Below are 18102 nucleotides of genomic sequence, written 5' to 3' on the forward strand. Positions count from 1 at the left end.
CCCTCATCCCCCTCATCCCCTTCCCGGTTCTTGGGTAAAAATCAACGGAATCAGGGCTGTTAGTCGAAATACAGTAGAGAGGGCAAATAACGCCAATGAGCCTCCAGATTGAGTAAATTCCAGGATGAAGCTGCCTATGGTTGTGCCCAAAGCACCACTCGCCCCAGCAACGGCAGCTGCGATCGCAAAATAGATAGACTGATTTTTAATCGGCGCAATCCCTAATTGAATATTGTTATTACATAAATCCATTGCCGCCCCTGTACCTCCAGTCAAGATGTGTAACAGTGGCAACCATAGCCAGATATCAAGGCGATTAACACCAATCCCCAGCCACAGCAATGGTGTGGCTGCAACCAGAATTCCACCAAAGATCAGAATGGGGCGATTGCCTATCTTATCTGCTAATTTGCCCCACAGAATCAACATCAGCAAATTCGCCCCCGCCTGAAGGCTGGTGTAGATAGTCACGTAGCTAACATTCAAATCCAAGGTGTCCAGCATGTAGAGATTAAAAAAAGGAGCGCTGAGGTTAAAAGCCAGCGTCCACAAGCCGAAATACCACAGAAATCTCAAAAAGTTAGAGTTTTTCCAAATACTAATAGTTAACTGGTCTGGTGGTGTATAAATTAATTGAGTTTCTTGGGAAGATTCGTTTTTTGTAGCGTCTGATGGAGTCTCATTTGTTTGAGGTAACTTGCCAACATAAGTGTTTTGCGCCAGCGGATTCATATCCACTTGAAAATACTGACACCCTAGCCCGACAATTCCAAAAATAATACTCAATAGCAGAATCACCCCATAACCTTGTAAAACTCCCCCATACCAGTGAGATACAACTAAACCAGCTATTGGTAGGCAAATCAAATTGGTGAGGCTAGCGGCGCTATTGCGTATACCAAAATACCTGCCTCGCAATCGTCGGGGAACTATCATTGCCAACCAACTTAGCCACGATGCAGTTCCTAGTCCTGCTAAAAGATAGCTGAATAGAATAATTAAGAGTGTTAATATCACTAACTGGTTAGTATTCAACAGTCCCCAGCTTGCGCCTGCAATTCCAATTACTAAAATTAGCCACAATAGGCGAGCAATTCCGTGCGTCCGCAGTGCATATTGAAAGCGGCTAGTGCTGCGTTCAGACAAGTAAGCACCCAAGGGCTGAATCAGATTCACCAACATGGGGATAGAGGACAACATCCCAAATACCACTGGACTAGCATCTAACTCCACCAATAAATTGCCAAGTAAAATACCGCTAGTACCAATGGAATAAACCGCTGCTAAAACAGAATCTACTGTAGAGGCTTTTAAACTTCTGCGAATAGCATCCTTGGGAATGCGAGAAGTTGGAGAAACTGCTGTTTGCGGTGTAGTAATCTGGGCAATTTCCAGACTCAGAGGCGCAGATATTTCAACCGGAACAAAATCCATAATCTATGTTTGTGGGTGAAGCATCCTGGCATCAATCGAGTTGTCGAATAATTCAGTATGCTTTTAGAGAGATGTTTTAAAAGTCATGATTGATGTATCAAATATTTTTTACCCCACCCTAACCCTCCCCTTATAGAACCCATTTGACATCTAAGAAGGTGCTGCAAGCCTCTTAATCATTAGCCTGATGAAGCAGATATTGAGTTTGGCAGTGGCACTAACCAGGGTTCGTTCAAAGTTCTTAACCAGAATTTTACAGCGCTCCATCCAAGCATTGGAGCGTTCGATCACCCATCTAGCTATTGCCGGAACAAATCCAGATTTTCCTTGTGCCGCTTTCTCTTGTTTTGAGGGTTTCGTAGAAAGTTGAAACTGAATTTTGGTCATGATCTCTGGGTAAATTCGCTCTAACTCCTGAGTCAAATATTCTGGGTGATACCCATGATCTAGCAGGATAGTAATCTTGGGAATATCGATAGGTTTTGACTTGAAGTAGTCGATGTTGAGAGTAAACATCTCAATTAATCCGGCATCATCCGAGACATTGGCGCGAGTACAGAGCGTAAAAAAGGGAAACCCAAGGGTGTCAATAGCCAAATGCCTTTTAATACCGTTGGTGGCTTTGTAGAAGCAAAAACCTTTCGACTCCACACTGGCGTTGCAGGTATTTTTCACTGCTTGGGAGTCAATGATGATCAATGTCGTCCAGTGCGGTTTTTTTTTTACCTGTTCACGCACTTGTCCATGTAAGACACTCATCAGTTCCTCAAATACCCCGGCTGCTCGCCACTGTTTGTAGTGCCAATATACAGTGGAATAAGGGGGGAGGTCTTTAGGTAAGTCTTGCCAATTGCATCCATTTTTTAGTTGATAGAGAATTCCATTGAAGATATCTCGCTTTGGCCAGTTGGTCGGTCGAGTCTGCTTCTTAGTCGGTAATATCTCTTGCAATAAGGGTTCAAAAATTTCCCATTCTGCATCAGTGAGGTTGCTGGAATACGCCATTAGTATTGGATTTTAGATGCTGAGGAGTACCTTAATTCAAAACCTCACAAGATGTCAAATGGGTTCTATAAAGGGGAGGGAACCGGATTTTTTTGTTTCCCCCCTTTATAAGGGGGGATTAAGGGGGGTATTAAAATCACAACATACCACTTTTCAAACATCCTCTTAGAGCAGAATTCAGAATTCAGGAGTAAAACAGCCTTAATATCTGGCTACCAAACCTAGATTCTGTAACTCATTTAGTTGCAAACTGCTATATCAGCATTATTAATAATTATTCGTTATTTTAACTTGTATATGTTAATAAAAAGTCCAAAAATAAAAATATCAGTCCTTAGCTACAGACGATACAAGTAAGAAGAGAGAGTTTGATATGAGATTAGCAATTCTTAAGAGGTAGAGCGAATGAGGAGCAGAAAAGCAGATAATAAATATAGCAGAATTCAGGAGTCAGAATTCAGGAGTCAGAATTGAGAATTAGAATAGGCTCTATGCCTCACTTTGAGACCTAGATGCTGTACTTAACTAACTGAAAATCTGCTCTAAGGGAGCGAAGTTATGAGGTTTATTAACAAGTATTAAAGACTCGTCGCCGAGTATCAAAGACTCATTCACGAGTATCAAAGACTCGTCGCCGAGTATCAAAGACTCATTCACGAGTATCAAAGACTCGTCGCCGAGTATTAAAGACTCGTCGCCGAGTATCAAAGACTCATTCACGAGTATCAAAGACTCATTCACGAGTATCAAAGACTCGTCGCCGAGTATTAAAGACTCGTCGCCGAGTATCAAAGACTCATTCACGAGTATTAAAGACTCGTCGCCGAGTAGTAAGCCCAAAAGTCCTACACCAGATTAAGGCACAGCCAATCCCCAATCCCCAATCCCCAGTCCCCAATCCCCAATCCCCAATCCCCTTTATTCATCAGTGATTAAAAGCAAGTTATTAACTTTTTTCGGAGTGGCGATCGCCATTGCGATCGCTTTTATTGCTTTTCACAACTTACAATTAACAAGCAAACCCTTAGCCTCTACCACAATTACCGTTAAACTCAGCGGTTGGGGAGGTAATCCTGTTGAGCAAAAACTCTTGAGACAGGTATTGCAAGACTTTGAAGCACAGCATCCAGCTATTAAGGTCAAATATGAAGTGATTTCTGACCAATATATGGATGTAATCAAAACCCGCCTAGTTGGAGAAGCTGCACCTGATGTCTTTTATTTAGATGCATTAGAAGCTCCTTTTTTGATGAGTCAAAATGTTCTGGAACCACTCGACAATTACATCACTCCCGAATTTGATCTAGCGGACTTTGAAGATACTCTACTCGACAGCTTCAAATACGAAAACCAAATTTATGGTCTTCCCAAAGACTATTCCACCCTAGCGCTGTTTTATAACAAAAAATCCTTCGCAGCCGCTGGCTTGAGTAATCCCCCAGCGACTTGGGACGAACTACGCAGCTACTCAAAACAATTAACAGGCAAACTTAACAGATACGGGTTTGGAGAAATCCCCGAATTGGCGCGTCAGGCTTACAAAATCAAAGCCTTTGGTGGACAAGTCATAGACCAAAATGGCTATGCAACTTTTGCCAGTGAGGCAAGTTTGAAAGGTTTACAGTTGGTAATAGACCAGTATCAAAAAGATCGTTCCTCTGCCCAAAAATCTGATGTGGGGACAAACTCAGGTAGTGAAATGTTTGGTCAGAGTAAAGTGGCAATGGTAATTGAAGGTAATTGGGCAATTCCTTACTTAACTGAAACCTTTCCCCAAGTCGAGTTTGCTACTGCCCAACTGCCTACGATTAATGATAAAAAAGGCACGATGGTGTTTACGGTTGCGTATGTGATGAACAAGCAAGCACAGCACAAAGCCGAAGCTTGGGAGTTGATTTCTTATCTCACAGGTAAAGCCGGAATGCAGAAGTGGACAGGAACAGGGTTTGCTTTGCCGACACGTAAATCAGTAGCAAAGAATTTAGGCTATGACCAAGATCCATTGCGATCGCCATTAGTGGCTGGTGTTGATTATGCTACACCTTGGCAGGTGGGTAAATATCCAGGGGCGATCGTGAATAATTTTGAGAATCAGTTTATCAGCGCCTTATTGGGGCAACAACCATTAAAGCAGGCGATGGTGCGGGCAGAAAAGGCAGCTAATCAGCAGATTAGGGCAATGGATTGATGCTTACTTTAAAATGAAATGAGGTTTACTAATTCTTTGGCAATGGAAGTTTTAAAACTTACGACTAAAATCGATGAATCAGGATATTTGAATCTTAATATTCCAACACAGTTAGCAGCTGGAGAAGTAAATATTGTAGTTGTTGTGAATCCAGTTGTGTCAGAGACAAAGCAGCAACCAAATTATGATTTCTCTGATTTATTGGGGCGATTAACTTGGCAGGGAGACGCAGTAGCAATGCAGAGGACTCTACGCGATGAGTGGTAATCGCTACATGTTGGATACGAATGCGATTGTGTCTCTGCTTCAAGGAAGTTCTCAACTTATTCAATTACTTCAAGGTGCTGTTTGGATTGGAGTTTCAGTTATTAGCCAAATTGAATTTCTAGCTTTTTCTGGGCTTACTCAACAGGATCGTCAGCTTTTTGGCCAGTTTCTGCAACGAGTTGAGGTTATCAATTTAGTGGCGAGTGATACTGTTTTGATTGAGAAAATCATTGAAATTCGCCAGCAATACCGATTGAAACTACCGGATGCAGTGATAGCAGCAATGACAATCCAAAATTCAGCAACCTTGGTGACTGCCGATCAAGAGTTTGCGAAGGTATCAATTTTAACGGTTATCAATTGGTAAATTTAGCTGAACAAAATCATGCATCACAAAGAGCGATCGCTTTCTTAAACCAGAGACTTACTTAATCAGGTTCAAGCGATACAGCAATTGAGTATAAAAGTGAAACAGTATGACTCCTAAATTCTGCTGTATTAAACTTGCTTAATTCCCTTGCAACCACTCATCCAAACGAGACATTTCCACTGCCCGGTTCAACAGCAATCCATTCACCTCATTTGAGCCGGAGTGGAGGGCGAAAATATAATAATTGCCGTTTATATTACTGATAATTGCACCTCCAGAAGCTCCCTGATTAGTATCACAGTTGTGGTACAAAAAATTATCCTGACGGCGGAGGATACTGCATTTTAAATGAACGCCAGCAGTCATACTTTCACCAGCAGTTAGAGTTTCATAACCTTTTTTCTTGGGATTAGGAAAATCACCAGAATAGCCGACTAAGGCGAATTTTTTCGTATCGCCAACCAAACCAGAAGATGGTAAGGATTTCCAGCCCAAATAACCATATTTGTTACCGATAGGCTTGTTGAGTTTCAAAATCGCCCAGTCGTTTGCGTAATCAGTTAAAGTGCCATTTTTAAAGTCTGTGCCGTAATAAACATTAGTGGCGTAAGCGACATCATTTTTACTTTTGACAACACCATTAACTAAGTTTGGCAGAAAGGCGATCGCTTGACTAACTTTTCCGGTTTCAGCGTTAACTACACAGTGAGCATTTGTCAAAACAACATCTTCAGAAATCAACGTTCCCGTGCAACTGTAACCGCCACCATCAGCACCTACCCCCTCGATTTTACCAATGGCTGACCAAGGGTAGTCTCTACTAGTCATGGGAATACGGTCATCTGAACCAACTTTTTTAGTTGATAGTTCTGATAATAATTTTTCTTTAGCATTGATTTGCGATCGCAAACTAGTTTCTTCTGCTAGGATTTGTGGGTCAATGCCTTTACGGATATCTATGTTTGCTTCGGTTAGTAGTTCAATTAGAACACGGGCGCGAGAGCGATCGCTAACTTCCAGTGCCAATGCATCGTATCCTTTTTATGGGACTTTTTTTTGCAGTTCCATCAGCAGGTCGTTGTAGAATTTGTAGTAGCCTTGGACTGAGGCAAGGTAAGAAGCACGTAGTTCTTGGTCAGCTATTTTGGCGTGTAAATCTTCAATGATGTCGATGGCGGCTTGAATATGTGTCCGGGCTTGTTGTAAATTACCCCTACTGCGTTCTAGGAAAGCCATATTAAAGAGAGTGATAGCTTCCACTCCCCTGTCCCCCACTGCACGGAGTATTGGTAAAGCTTGGTTGTAGTATTTAAGGGCTTCTTGCTTTTCTCCTAATGAGTCGTAGACACTACCAATATTGTTGAGGGTGGTGGCTTCCACTCTTCTCTCCCCCACTGCACGGATTATGGGTAAAGCTTGGTTGTAGTATTTGAGTGCTTCTTGCTTTTCTCCTAGTGAGTCGTAGATTAAGCCAATATTGTTGAGGATGGTGGCTTCCCCTCCTCTCTCCCCCACTGCACGGATTATGGGTAAAGCTTGGTTGTAGTATTTGAGTGCTTCTTGCTTTTCTCCTAAATCGTCGTAGACTCTGCCAATATTGTTGAGGGTGTTGGCTTCCCCTCCCCTGTCCCCCACTACACGACGTATGGGTAAAGCTTGATTGTAGTATTTGAGCGCTTCTTGCTTTTCTCCTAATGAGTTGTACACCTTGCCAATATTGGTGAGGGTGGCGGCTTCCCCTTGCTTGTCCCCCACTGCACGGAGTATTGGTAAAGCTTGGTTGTAGTATTTGAGTGCTTCTTGCTTTTCTCCTAAATCGTCGTAGACTCTGCCAATGCCAATGAAGGTGACGGCTTCCGAGCGTTTATCATCAACTTGTTGCCAAAGCTTCAGCGCTTGTTGCCATTTCCCGATCGCCTGTCGCAGTGATTCTATTGTACCTTGTTGAGAAAGTTGCAAACCTTCTTGAGTAAGCCGTTCCGCAGCAGCGCGAGTGGCATTTTGTTGAGTGGTTTCTGGTTGCTGTCCTATCTGCAACCCTCGGTTTCTCGGTGTCGCCCCCACAGCATCAGCAAGCATTACCGCACTCAGCAATAAAGTTAAACTGTAGCGGGTCAATTTTGGTAGAAACCACCAGCAAACCCGTTGAGACTTTGCACTCCTCTTCATTCTTTAGCCTCATAGCCTCAATCAGTGATTATTTGCAGCCCTATCCTGTCGGCATCAATTCCGATTATCAGTAAATTATTTAATTGTCGCCAGTAATATTGCTGAAACTTTAGATTGATTTTACGGTTGCGGTTGAGAGTTATGGTTCTGGTTTCTGTTTTTGTAACGAACTCTCTCAGCAAAGTCTGATTTTCTCCTTCTCGCGCTTCCTAACGGGAGATGAGGGGAGATAATAGCAGGACTTACGCAACTGGCACAATGCGATCGCTAACAAATAGTACTAAAGTACTATAAAAATGCAGATGAAATGAACTAGAGTACAAATGTAAATTGTTCCTTTTCACACCAAATTTTTGGGCTGCTGCTCAGGCTACTGTAACGAATACTTTTGAATATGAAGTTTACTAAACCCAACGATGAGCCAGCAAGTCTTTTGGAAACACTGCTTTGGTGGTGGGTTATACGTCCTGATTTGGGCGCAGCTATTGCTAATGAAGCACCCCAAGAACTAAAAGAAATTATTAGTCAGTACATCCTTAGAAATTAAGATTTAGTAGGAAGGAGAGAGAAAAGGATAAAATCTATAAAACTGGTAAATTTAAACTATGAATACAAATATTGTTGCTAAAGTGACGGCTGAAGGAAAACTCGAAATTCCGCCAGAGGTGTTAGTTAAACTCCAACCTTTGACAGAATATGAAGTATTGGTTACAGAAGATGAAATTGTCTTCAAAAAAATTAGTAAACAATTGAGTTGGGCAGAATTATCAGAAAAAATCGAAACTTTAGGAGTAGATGCCGATGAACCTACTCTTCAAGAAATTAGTGAGATGGTCAAAGAAATGCGACGGTAACGACGCTCTTAAAAATGAGAGTTGTTTTAGATGTTAATGTTTGGGTTTCTGGTTTACTTGTGTAGCCGCGAATTCCATTCGCCAAGGCAAAAGTAGACACGTATGAGATGCGATCGCCGATTACGAATGTCGTTGAAGCTCGGATTCTGTTTCTCGGCGATCGCAACATTCTCACATTTCAACGATCCTGAATGGGACGGTGAACCCCTAGAACCTGTTCTCGTCAAAATTTCCAGAGGCCAGACGCGATAAATCGCCGTCTCTACAATAATCATTCCTTTGTAGAGACGGCGATTTATCGCGTCTTCGGAATTTAGAATTTTAATCAAAAAATCTTAACCAAACCGTATTGGGGAGGAATCAGATAATTAGCTTATGATTAATCCAATCCCCATTCTAATTTCAGAGTTTCCAATTTAGGATTCTTCACACTCATTCTTTTACACTCTTCCAAAAATTCCTTAACTTGTTCCTCATTAAGACTTAATCCGCCATCTTGCAGATTATTGATGTAACTAATAACATCTGAAGTTGTCAAAGCTGAACTTATTTCCTCTAAAATAATAGCATTTTTAAGTTCCCGACAAACCAATTCAATGTCAGATGAAGTAAATTTTGCACTTTTGTCAGCTAAAATCTCAAAATTCACTAGCTGATTCATATCAATTTTTAACAGATAATGTTTGAATAAATCTATTCTTTCTACTCGATCCGGTGGAAAAATAGGAATCTTCCAATCCAATCTTCCAGAACGTTTCAAAGCACTATCAATACCACTCAAATAGTTAGTAGCAGCAATGACAATTACATCACTATTTTGCAGATTATTTAATTCTATGAGTAATTGGTTGATGGTTGCCTTTTGGTCTGTGTGTGCGTTGTCTTCGTTACGGTTAAACCCAATACTGTCTAACTCATCAATGAATAAAAGCGAAGGAGCTTTTTTCTTAGCCTGAGCAAAGATATCTCGGATATTTTTTTGACTTTGACCAATCCAAACACTGACAATATCAGCAGGGGAGAACTTAAAGAAATATCTCCCAGACTCATTAGCAAAGGCATTTGCTAGTAGAGTTTTACCGCATCCTGGTAAACCATAGAAGAGAATTCCGCCAATTGAACCTTTGTATCCTTTAGATTGCAGCTTTAGGAGTTTAGTTAGTTTTTCTTTTTCTTCATTTAGCCCTTTAACTTGGCTAAAGTCAAGCTTCAATTCTTTGACGCGATTAGTAATTGGATATGCTGGTACTAAACTAGGTTTTTTAGCTGCATATTCAAAAGATGGATAGTCGATAGAATCAAATGATACTGGGACTAATTGGTGATTTTCATAGTCAGGAGCCATGATTATAACCTGGAAGCGATCGCCATAATATCCAGAAAGCTTATATTCTAATATTTCCTTGGCTTTTTTCAGCTGATAATAGTTGCGTGCGATCTCAAAACCGGGAATTACCAACCAAAGGCTTTCTAGTTGATTCGGCCACACTTTTGATTTTCTCAAAACTCTTTTAATTTGATCTAAAAAGAGGTTATTATCCTGAAATTCATGATATTGGAGAGTTTCTATTTCAACTACTACCTGATTTTTAACATAAACTTCTATGATTTCACTTTGGTATTCTTCATCGTCATCGGAGGTATCTTCATCTATTGTTTCTTCATCTCTGGAAGTCAACTCAACTTCACAGCCAATCTGAGATAATTCATATCCTAGACTCTCTAAAGTTTTAATAGCAAAATACTTAAGATAGATATATTCTTTACTTTCCTGTTGCCACTTTAGACTATAAAAATGTTCACATTTCATCTTTAAGAATAACTGTGATTCAGCTTGTATTTGAGCTTTTTGTAATTCTAGAAAATAATCTCCTAAAGATGCATCATCTTCCTCTATTTGATAAGATGGAAGTTCTAGTAGTAGACGGAAATGGGCGTATATTTCTTCTTTGTATTCAATAGACGCTTCATTTGGGTATTTACATCTGAGAGTAAAAGTAAAAGGAATTTTGTGGGCAACTCTATCTACTAAGTATCCGAAAGCATCTTCTTGCTGATGCGCTTGAATTTCTAATAGGGATGGACAATGAAATATAATAAAGAATTGTTCAGAATTATATTTATTTGCATATAATGATATCTGTTCAAACTGTTGGTCAAATTTTTCCGAATCAAGTAATTCTAAACCAGTGTTACCAAGGATGATGCTGTCCATAGTTGAGCGAGAAAACTGAAAAATATTAGCATCGGTGACAGAATTTTCTTGTTCATTTTCACAGTCTTCATCTGAAGCCAGACTGGTAGCAATTTTCCGGTGAGCATTTTTCGGTATACTATTACTACCTCCATATTGATACTTTCTAATTAATTCATAATTAAATATTTTGACAACAATATCACAAAAGAAATCATCTACTTGTGGAATCAAAAAAATACCCACTGGCTGGTGAGAATCTAAACACGCTTGGAATCTTTCATATTCTTCATCAGAGCCAAAATCAAATAAATAGTAGAAAAAATCATGCTTGACTGTAATTTCCTCTCTGAGTTTGGCTGAAATTAATTGAGAATCATTTACTTGATTTATTGGCTCTACACCTTTAACAGCAATAGCTATTTTTGTATCTAAGGGAATATGCAAATCTAATACAGGATTTGCAGAAAGCCCCAGTTCATCAAGAGCAGTATTAAAATCATTGACGAATGATTGGCTTCTACGCTGGTAGCCAAACTGTTCTATGATAGTTTTGACTCGTAGGCTTTTTTTGGTTTTACCAGTTCTCTGAAGTTCATTTTTAATCGAACGTAAGTAGGCTGTATATGACATTTTGTATCCTATTGCTTGAGTAGGGTTAATTAGCATCCCCAAGGAAACCAAATATATAGTTCCCTAAGTTACATAGCAGCTAACTCATACAAACGATGTCTCTTGACCTGACGCTTTGCATCTATGCTTTCCAAAAATAGAGACTTATTATATCTATTGCAAAACTCTTTATTTTCAAGGCAGGTCTATTGAATAAGGTTAAATATTTTTTTACAGCAGTACGAAAAATAATCATGCACGAATCATCGCTACAGCCTGGTTAGTGCAGGATTAAACGGAGGTTCAACAGTGTTTGAAATCAACAGGCGGCAAAGTAACCCCAGGTGGAACATTACAGAAGATTTGGCTGGGTATATGTTCATGATGCCTACCATTTTGGTTTTAGGAACTTTTGTAGTCTTACCCATTCTTTTTGCCGTTTTTCTTTCTCTGCAAAAAGTTCAACTTCTGGGCGGTATTCAGTACGAGTTCATTGGTTTTCGCAACTTCACGCGATTAGTTGAAGATGAACGGGTTTGGGTTGCTTTGAGAAACACCGCCGAATATGTAGCCATTGTTGTGCCAACTCAAACAGTCCTAGCTTTGATTTTGGCGGTAACTCTCAATTCTGGAATTCGCGGTAAAAACTGGTGGCGCATCCTCTACTTTTTGCCCACAGTCACTTCTTCAGCAGTGCTGACGCTGATTTTCATGTGGATTTATAACACCGATGGGCTACTAAACGATTTTCTGGCTTTTGTGGGGCTACCTACTTATAACTGGTTGGGTGACCCAGCAGTTGCCCTCAAAGGCATTATGATTATGAACATTTGGTCAACTGCGCCGTTTTTCATGGTGATTTACCTGGCGGCTTTGCAAGATATCCCCCAAACAGTTTATGAAGCCGCCGAACTCGATGGCGCCAATGGGTGGCAGCAATTTATTTACATTACTGTTCCTTTACTCAAGCCTGTAACCTTCTTCGTGGTAGCGATGGGGGTGATTGGCACTTTTCAATTGTTTGACCAATCTTACATTTTCTCTGGGGGTACTGGCGGGCCAAATAACGCTACTTTAACTGTGGTGCTACTAGTTTACCAAGCTGTGTTTCGGAATTTACAGATGGGATATGCTGCTGCGATCGCCTTTTTATTAGCAGCAGTCATCATTGCCCTTACTATAGTTGGGCGGCGACTTTTTGGAGGCGAACAGATTTGACTAGAATTTCTGGCTTGTCTTGGTCCAAAGTCCTGTTATATATCTTGCTGACACTCTATGCCCTCATTACCCTCATTCCCTTTCTCTGGGCACTTTCAGCATCATTTAAACCGCTAGCAGAAATTGTCAGCGGCGAACCCAACTTTTTTCCCAAAAATTTCACTCTCGACAACTACAAGCAAATATTTTTACAAGAACCGCTATTTTGGCGGTGGGTGTTTAACAGCGTGGTGATTGCCCTCAGTGTCACGGTTTTAAACTTGTTGTTAAATTCAATGGCGGGTTATGCCTTAGCCAGACTACGCTTTGTCGGCAAACGCTTTTGGTTCTTTCTAATCTTGGCAGTACTGGCAGTACCAGCCCAAATTACCTTAATTCCCACATTTTTGATTTTAAAGGCGATCGGCTGGCTAAATTCCTACCAAGGGATGATTGTCCCCAGCATGGTTAATGCCACTTTCATCTTTATGATGCGACAGTTTTTCGTGAATTTTCCTAAAGAATTAGAAGAAGCAGGTCAACTTGATGGCTTAAATACCTTTGGAATTTTCCGGCATATTGTTTTACCTTTAGCAAAACCAGCACTAGCAGCCCAGGCAGTTTTTGTGTTCATGGGAAGCTGGAATAATTTCTTGCTGCCTATAGTTATCCTATTTGACCCAGAAATGTTTACCCTACCCTTGGGGCTAAACACCTTCAAAGGTCAATATATCAGCTATTGGAACTACATTATGGCAGCGTCAATGGTATTTACCCTGCCAGCTTTAAGTATCTATGCCTTCTTTAACCGCTACTTCATCCAAAGCGTTACATTTACTGGCGGGAAAGGTTAACTGTCATTTGTTCTTTGCCATTTGTCAAAATTAAAACTCTAAGCTCAAAGGTTCATTAACGAAGCTCAAAGGCTCATCGCCGAAGCTCAAAGGTTCATTAACGAAGCTCAGAGGTTCATTAACGAAGCTCAAAGGTTCATCGCCGAAGCTTAGAGGTTCATTAACGAAGCTCAGAGGTTCATTAACGAAGCTCAAAGGTTCATTGCCGAAGCTCAGAGGTTCATTAACGAAGCTCAAAGGTTCATCGCCGAAGCTTAGAGGTTCATTAACGAAGCTCAAAGGTTCATCAGCGAAGCTCAGAGGTTCAAATTTCACTATCAAAAGCTCAAGAATCATTAACTTGTTGAATTCAATTAACTCTTTTACTGCTACAACACTTCCCCTGCTCCCTCATCTCCCTCATCCCCCCACTCCCCACTCCCCACTCCCCATTCCCCAAAACCGTATTTTGTGCAACAAATTGCACTCCTAACGTGATATTGGTATTACAGCGACTCAATCTCTATCTATCAGTTAACAAGCATTATGGGTTTTGCAAACCTATCGATCGCAGAGATAGCAGCCGACTACAGCATTCCTGTAGAAAAATTGTTTTCTCTGGACAACCAACTCTTAATTGCCGACAAACACCAAAAGAGCCGTTTGGCGTTAGAGGATGCAAAGGCAATTATTTTCCGAATATCGTCTGATACACGCCCAAAGGGTTGGCGAATCGGTGGGTGGTACCGAAGTCACCTCAAGGGCTATCTCACGCTTTGGATACGAGATTGAGCATCGCTTTATTAGCTGTGTTGAGCGTCAAAATCTTTAAGGGGAAACATGTTTAGAAGACTAATTGGCGTTGTTGTGGCTACTTTTCTACTCACGTTTGGGTTGATTGTCGGTAACGCGACAGCAGTGGAACTGGACAAAGCTACCCGAACAGTGCCATTAAACGATCAGGGTGATACTGTCGTACTTAGCCTCAAACAAGTCAAAGAAGGCAAACGCTTATTTGCTTACGCTTGTGCCCAATGTCATGTTGGCGGCGTTACCAAAACTAACCAGAACGTGGGACTAGAACCAGAAGCTCTGGCATTGGCAACACCAAACCGTAATAACATTGAAGGCTTGGTGGATTACATGAAAAATCCCACTACTTACGACGGGGTAGAGGAAATTTCCGAATTACACCCCAGCACTAAGAGCGCAGATATTTTCACAGAAATGAGAAATCTGACCGATGATGATTTAGTAGCGATCGCTGGCCATATTCTCCTACAACCCAAAGTTGTTGGCACTAAGTGGGGAGGCGGAAAAATCTATTACTAAATCCTGGAATTAGCACTTAGTGCTGAATCTTTGGGATTGGGTATTGGGTATTGGGCATAGAGTATTGGGTTTTGAACGGATGGGGTAAACAAAGCAAACTATTCTTCACTCCTAACTCATAACTCCTAACGCCCAGTCCCCAATCCCCAGTCCCTTGTTTTCATCCCAAAAACATCAGAGCTATAGGACAATACACTTGGGTTAAGGGTTGTTGGCGTAGAATATTGGTCTTGAAGACGCGATGAATCGCGTCTCTACATGAGGGTTTTGGGCTTAACTCAACAGTATTGAGCTATAGGACTCATATTTGATGTTTAGAAAGCTAAGTACACCTTTATTCCTTCTTCCCAGTCCCCAGTCCCCAATCCCCAGTCCCTTACCTCTACGAGTGATTCTCCAAATCAAATCGGATTGCTATACCCTTCTTAGCATTTAACTTAATTCACATACTTTTTGTGGTATGTCAGTCTAGCATCTACAGCAGATTGCACAGCTTTTTGTTATATTTTCCTGGCGATTCTTAAAAAAAAATTGTATCTACGACATATTGTCATACTTTGGCGTTGATTTTATTTAAAATGAGAAAGGAAAAAAATGTTTGTTTAGGAGAGAGTCATGAAATTGATCTCGGCAAGCTGGCGACGGCTGAGTTTGGCTGTGTTGACAATTGTTTTAGTTGTTAGCAGCTTCGCTGTTTTTACTCCCAGCGCTGCGGCTGAAACATACCAGGTGAAACTTGGTAGCGATAAAGGAATGCTGGCATTTCAACCGAAAAAATTGACAATTAAAGCAGGTGACACAATTGAGTGGGTGAACAATAAAGTTCCTCCCCATAATGTTGTGTTTGATCCCGCTAAAAACCCAGGCGGAAACAAGGAATTAGCAGCATCTCTGTCTCATAAGAAGCAGTTGATGAATCCTGGTCAAAAAGTAGCAACTACCTTCCCCGCAGACGCACCTGCCGGTGAATACACCTTCTACTGCGAACCTCACCGTGGTGCTGGCATGGTTGGTACAATCACTGTCGAATAGCTAGAAATATCGTCGTTGACACTAGATGATTTTTTCAGCTTCCCCCAGTAAAATCAGCTCATAAGCAACGCGCTAAACTCCCAGAGTGACCCACACAATGGATAATGGCGGTAACGAGTCATCTGCCCACCGAAGACGCTAAGCACCGCGTGCTGACGCAGGGGTGAACTCGTTACCGCCAATTTTGATCAAATTTGACTTAATCAGGGATTGATCGCGTTTATACTCTTCCTGGAGGCTTGTTGCGAGGAAATTCTCTTGAGAATATTTTTATTAATTTTGCTGTTAGCGATCGCCCTATTCAAATTAACACTCATTAGTCCAGCACTAGCTGCCGAAACGTCCAACGGTGCTAACATTTTCGAGGCTAACTGCGCTTCGTGCCATATCGGTGGCGGTAACATCCTGATTAACCAGAAAACCTTGAAAAAGGAAGCACTGTCAAAGTACCTTGAAAATTATGATAGCGACTCGATTCAGGCAATTATCCACCAAGTGCAGAATGGTAAAAATGCCATGCCTGCCTTTAAAGAAAAGTTAAGTCCTGAGGAAATTTTAGAGGTAGCGGCTTACGTTTTCCAGAATGCAGAACAAGGCTGGTAAAGTAGCCAAAAGCTAATCGCCTTAGCCAATGAGGGACTTTCAAATAACAAAATATCCAATTATAGCAAGGGACTGGGGACTGGGTGAAAAGTCTTTTTGTGTCTAGGTTTTATCATCTGTTAATGTCCTAATCACCAAGGCTTTTGCTACAACTCTTGTGGGGTGGGCGTCTCGCCCGCCATATAAACTGGGCTGGCAGGATGCCCACTCCACAATATTGGATAAGAGACTTCCAAAGAAAAAAATATTCCACCATAGGGTAGCACAGCTGTGCTACCCGAAAAATGTACAAATAATTTGGGATAATTGATTTTCTGGAAGTCCCTAATTTATTAATTCGACTTTTCTCTATTTTGCTTCAGTTGCCGCAACTGTTGTAGTAATTCTTGCTCAGTTGCAGAAGTGGGTGTCGGCTGATTTTTATTCGTTCCTGGTACTAACTGTTCAGAAGAAGTAGCATTTGCCGATGAAGGCGTAGGCTGGTTTTTTCTCGTTCCCACTTCAGATGATGGTTTAGAAGTAGCTGCTGGTAAGGGCTGAGATTGATTGCTATTGATTCTTGGTAGAACTAATGGTTTGAGAGTACCTGTAGACGCAGGCTGATTATTCCTAATTTGCACTTCGGATGATGGTTTGGCGGTACCTGACGATGAGTTGCTATTGACTCCTGGTACAACTAATGGTTTGAGAGTAGCTGCGGGTAAACGCCCAGGCTGATTAGTTTTGATTGGCGCTTCCGATAATGGTTTAGAAGTAGGTGCTGGCGATGGCGTCAGCTGATTGCTGTTGCTTCCTGGTGCAAATGATGGAAAGGGCTTTTGGTCTTGAGTAGCTCCAGTTGTGTTGCTACTGTTGTTTTGGAAAACTAGGTTAAATGGATAAGAACTGATCTTTTTATCTCCCTTGAGGGATTGTTTGCTAAAGTATTCTCTTGCTTTTGTTCGCAATTCTGGGGAGAGTAATTTGTCTTGGAACTTGATATCTAAGACCTTGCCATCAGGATCTACCACTAATACACCCAAAACAGCCCCTTCCACATTCGGCTTATCTGTGGCTAGTGTTTGTCGAATAACTGGTTTTTGTTCAGCATTGGGGTATTGTTGCTGGACTTCTTTTCTGAGGGCATCGTAAGAATCGAGTTGTGCGATCGCCTGTTGAGTTCCTTTGGGGGATAAATCCCTTGCCTGGGGCGCACTTACCCTAGTTCCGATTAAAGTATTGCTATTTCCTCGACCTTCTTTTAGAGAGTTGACGAGCAAGTTTTGAGAAATTTTAGACCCATCAATACTTGGTTGGGTCATTTGTGGAGTTGGATTTCCCTGTGCTGTTGTAATGGGGGGAGTATCAGAAAGGTTCCGGGATTGCGCATTTTGCAGAATATCATCAGGTATGTTCTGTGACTGCAATTGTGGCAACCTATTTACAGACAATGGCTCAGGTGTCTCGTATTTGCGATCGCTCTCACTCAAACGAGGAGCTGGAGGAACTGATGACGAGAATTTGGGGCTGTTATTGTATTTAGAACTGTCAAATTTAGAAGCGTCAAATCCCAAATTATAATTAGGAATCGTCCGCAAAGACTGCCTTGTAGGCAAAGACGAGACCCGATAGTTATTTGATGATGGAGGTAGAGGAGGCAGTACTAATTGACTCGATGGCGGTGGCGCCAATGGAGCTAATGCAGTCTGGGCGTTAAAATTCGGTGCAGAAAGTGGCGCTATTGGCGGTAATTGTTGTAAGCCTATTCGAGGTGTGGTTTGCGGCAAACGGCTTTGGTCGATTTGACTCAATTCCATCAGTCCGACTGTTTTTGATGATGCCGTTTCTTTGGGCTTGCTGGAGTCCATAGGCATCAATGGTACAATCATGGCGATCGCACCGTGAATGCCAACAGAAGCTATAGCTGCTATTCCAATTGGCTGGCTAATGATTTCTGGTATATTTTTCAGCAGGGAGACGTAAGACATAGCTGTTATCGTTCACTCGGCTCAGTTGCAGTTGACTAACAATTT

General features: G+C 41.4%; 20 protein-coding genes. 11 read left to right on the forward strand and 9 right to left on the reverse strand.

The window, feature by feature from the left end; genetic code table 11:
- Positions 1-12: 12 nt before the first annotated feature.
- The 3 genes from IQ276_RS12810 to IQ276_RS12820 all read right to left on the reverse strand — a co-directional run bounded on the left by IQ276_RS12810 (position 13) and on the right by IQ276_RS12820 (position 3279).
- Positions 13-1434 (reverse strand): MFS transporter, encoded by a 1422-nt coding sequence (locus IQ276_RS12810; protein ID WP_235115622.1) that lies wholly within the window; start codon positions 1432-1434, stop codon positions 13-15.
- Positions 1435-1584: 150 nt separating this feature from the next.
- Positions 1585-2439, reverse strand: a complete 855-nt coding sequence (locus IQ276_RS12815; protein ID WP_235115308.1) for an IS5 family transposase — start codon at positions 2437-2439, stop codon at positions 1585-1587.
- A gap of 525 nt (positions 2440-2964) precedes the next feature.
- Positions 2965-3279: a hypothetical protein gene (locus IQ276_RS12820; RefSeq protein WP_235115623.1), complete on the reverse strand. Its 315-nt coding sequence runs from the start codon at positions 3277-3279 to the stop codon at positions 2965-2967.
- Positions 3280-3370: 91 nt separating this feature from the next.
- Here IQ276_RS12820 and IQ276_RS12825 point away from each other — a divergent pair, with 91 nt between their 5' ends.
- Genes IQ276_RS12825 through IQ276_RS12835 form a run of 3 tightly spaced genes read left to right on the forward strand, consistent with a single transcriptional unit; the run spans position 3371 to position 5261 of the window.
- Positions 3371-4627: an ABC transporter substrate-binding protein gene (locus IQ276_RS12825; RefSeq protein WP_235116321.1), complete on the forward strand. Its 1257-nt coding sequence runs from the start codon at positions 3371-3373 to the stop codon at positions 4625-4627.
- Between the two features lie 18 nt (positions 4628-4645).
- Positions 4646-4894: a hypothetical protein gene (locus IQ276_RS12830; RefSeq protein WP_309245591.1), complete on the forward strand. Its 249-nt coding sequence runs from the start codon at positions 4646-4648 to the stop codon at positions 4892-4894.
- On the forward strand, positions 4884-5261 hold the full coding sequence (locus tag IQ276_RS12835) for a type II toxin-antitoxin system VapC family toxin (protein ID WP_193919140.1): 378 nt from the start codon (positions 4884-4886) through the stop codon (positions 5259-5261). Before IQ276_RS12830 ends, IQ276_RS12835 begins: the two co-directional genes overlap by 11 nt.
- 141 nt (positions 5262-5402) lie before the next feature.
- Here the strand turns inward: IQ276_RS12835 and IQ276_RS12840 are convergent, their stop codons facing one another.
- Positions 5403-6290: a trypsin-like serine peptidase gene (locus tag IQ276_RS12840; RefSeq protein ID WP_193919138.1), complete on the reverse strand. Its 888-nt coding sequence runs from the start codon at positions 6288-6290 to the stop codon at positions 5403-5405.
- A gap of 15 nt (positions 6291-6305) precedes the next feature.
- Positions 6306-7433 carry a tetratricopeptide repeat protein gene (locus tag IQ276_RS12845; protein WP_193919136.1) on the reverse strand — a complete coding sequence of 376 codons (1128 nt, stop codon included), beginning with the start codon at positions 7431-7433 and terminating at the stop codon, positions 6306-6308.
- A gap of 394 nt (positions 7434-7827) precedes the next feature.
- Between IQ276_RS12845 and IQ276_RS12850 the strand changes: the two genes are divergently transcribed.
- Both IQ276_RS12850 and IQ276_RS12855 read left to right on the forward strand, forming a co-directional pair.
- A complete protein-coding gene (locus IQ276_RS12850; RefSeq protein ID WP_193919146.1) occupies positions 7828-7980 on the forward strand; it encodes a hypothetical protein in 153 nt (50 codons plus the stop codon).
- A 58-nt stretch (positions 7981-8038) separates the two neighbouring features.
- The gene (locus IQ276_RS12855; protein WP_193919134.1) at positions 8039-8287 is read left to right on the forward strand and encodes a hypothetical protein; all 249 of its coding nucleotides are present in this window, start codon (positions 8039-8041) and stop codon (positions 8285-8287) included.
- A gap of 53 nt (positions 8288-8340) precedes the next feature.
- On the opposite strand, the gene IQ276_RS12860 is transcribed toward IQ276_RS12855, so the two are convergent.
- A complete protein-coding gene (locus IQ276_RS12860; protein WP_193919132.1) occupies positions 8341-8616 on the reverse strand; it encodes a hypothetical protein in 276 nt (91 codons plus the stop codon).
- Between the two features lie 50 nt (positions 8617-8666).
- Positions 8667-10928 carry an ATP-binding protein gene (locus IQ276_RS12865; protein ID WP_235115624.1) on the reverse strand — a complete coding sequence of 754 codons (2262 nt, stop codon included), beginning with the start codon at positions 10926-10928 and terminating at the stop codon, positions 8667-8669.
- 474 nt (positions 10929-11402) lie between these two features.
- Between IQ276_RS12865 and IQ276_RS12870 the strand changes: the two genes are divergently transcribed.
- On the forward strand, positions 11403-12311 hold the full coding sequence (locus IQ276_RS12870) for a carbohydrate ABC transporter permease (RefSeq protein WP_193919129.1): 909 nt from the start codon (positions 11403-11405) through the stop codon (positions 12309-12311).
- Positions 12308-13144: a carbohydrate ABC transporter permease gene (locus tag IQ276_RS12875; protein WP_193919127.1), complete on the forward strand. Its 837-nt coding sequence runs from the start codon at positions 12308-12310 to the stop codon at positions 13142-13144. The genes IQ276_RS12870 and IQ276_RS12875 overlap by 4 nt, the downstream gene beginning before the upstream one ends.
- 30 nt (positions 13145-13174) lie before the next feature.
- Here the strand turns inward: IQ276_RS12875 and IQ276_RS12880 are convergent, their stop codons facing one another.
- Complete coding sequence (locus tag IQ276_RS12880; protein ID WP_235115625.1) at positions 13175-13459, reverse strand: hypothetical protein; 285 nt, start codon at positions 13457-13459, stop codon at positions 13175-13177.
- 210 nt (positions 13460-13669) lie between these two features.
- On the opposite strand from IQ276_RS12880, the gene IQ276_RS12885 reads away from it, so the two are divergent.
- The 4 genes from IQ276_RS12885 (at position 13670) to petJ (ending at position 16090) form a co-directional block, all read left to right on the forward strand.
- Positions 13670-13915 carry a hypothetical protein gene (locus tag IQ276_RS12885; protein ID WP_228043362.1) on the forward strand — a complete coding sequence of 82 codons (246 nt, stop codon included), beginning with the start codon at positions 13670-13672 and terminating at the stop codon, positions 13913-13915.
- A 48-nt stretch (positions 13916-13963) separates the two neighbouring features.
- Positions 13964-14455, forward strand: coding sequence for a photosystem II cytochrome c-550 (gene psbV / locus IQ276_RS12890; protein ID WP_073644881.1), 492 nt, complete (start codon positions 13964-13966; stop codon positions 14453-14455).
- Between the two features lie 615 nt (positions 14456-15070).
- Positions 15071-15487, forward strand: coding sequence for a plastocyanin (gene petE, locus IQ276_RS12895; RefSeq protein ID WP_193921180.1), 417 nt, complete (start codon positions 15071-15073; stop codon positions 15485-15487).
- Positions 15488-15745: 258 nt separating this feature from the next.
- Complete coding sequence (gene petJ / locus IQ276_RS12900) at positions 15746-16090, forward strand: cytochrome c6 PetJ (RefSeq protein ID WP_073644884.1); 345 nt, start codon at positions 15746-15748, stop codon at positions 16088-16090.
- Positions 16091-16422: 332 nt separating this feature from the next.
- Here petJ and IQ276_RS12905 read toward each other — a convergent pair whose 3' ends face one another.
- A complete protein-coding gene (locus tag IQ276_RS12905; RefSeq protein ID WP_193921178.1) occupies positions 16423-18057 on the reverse strand; it encodes a hypothetical protein in 1635 nt (544 codons plus the stop codon).
- Positions 18058-18102 lie beyond the last annotated feature (45 nt).

This window comes from Desmonostoc muscorum LEGE 12446 (assembly GCF_015207005.2).
In the GTDB taxonomy this organism is placed as follows: domain Bacteria; phylum Cyanobacteriota; class Cyanobacteriia; order Cyanobacteriales; family Nostocaceae; genus Nostoc; species Nostoc muscorum.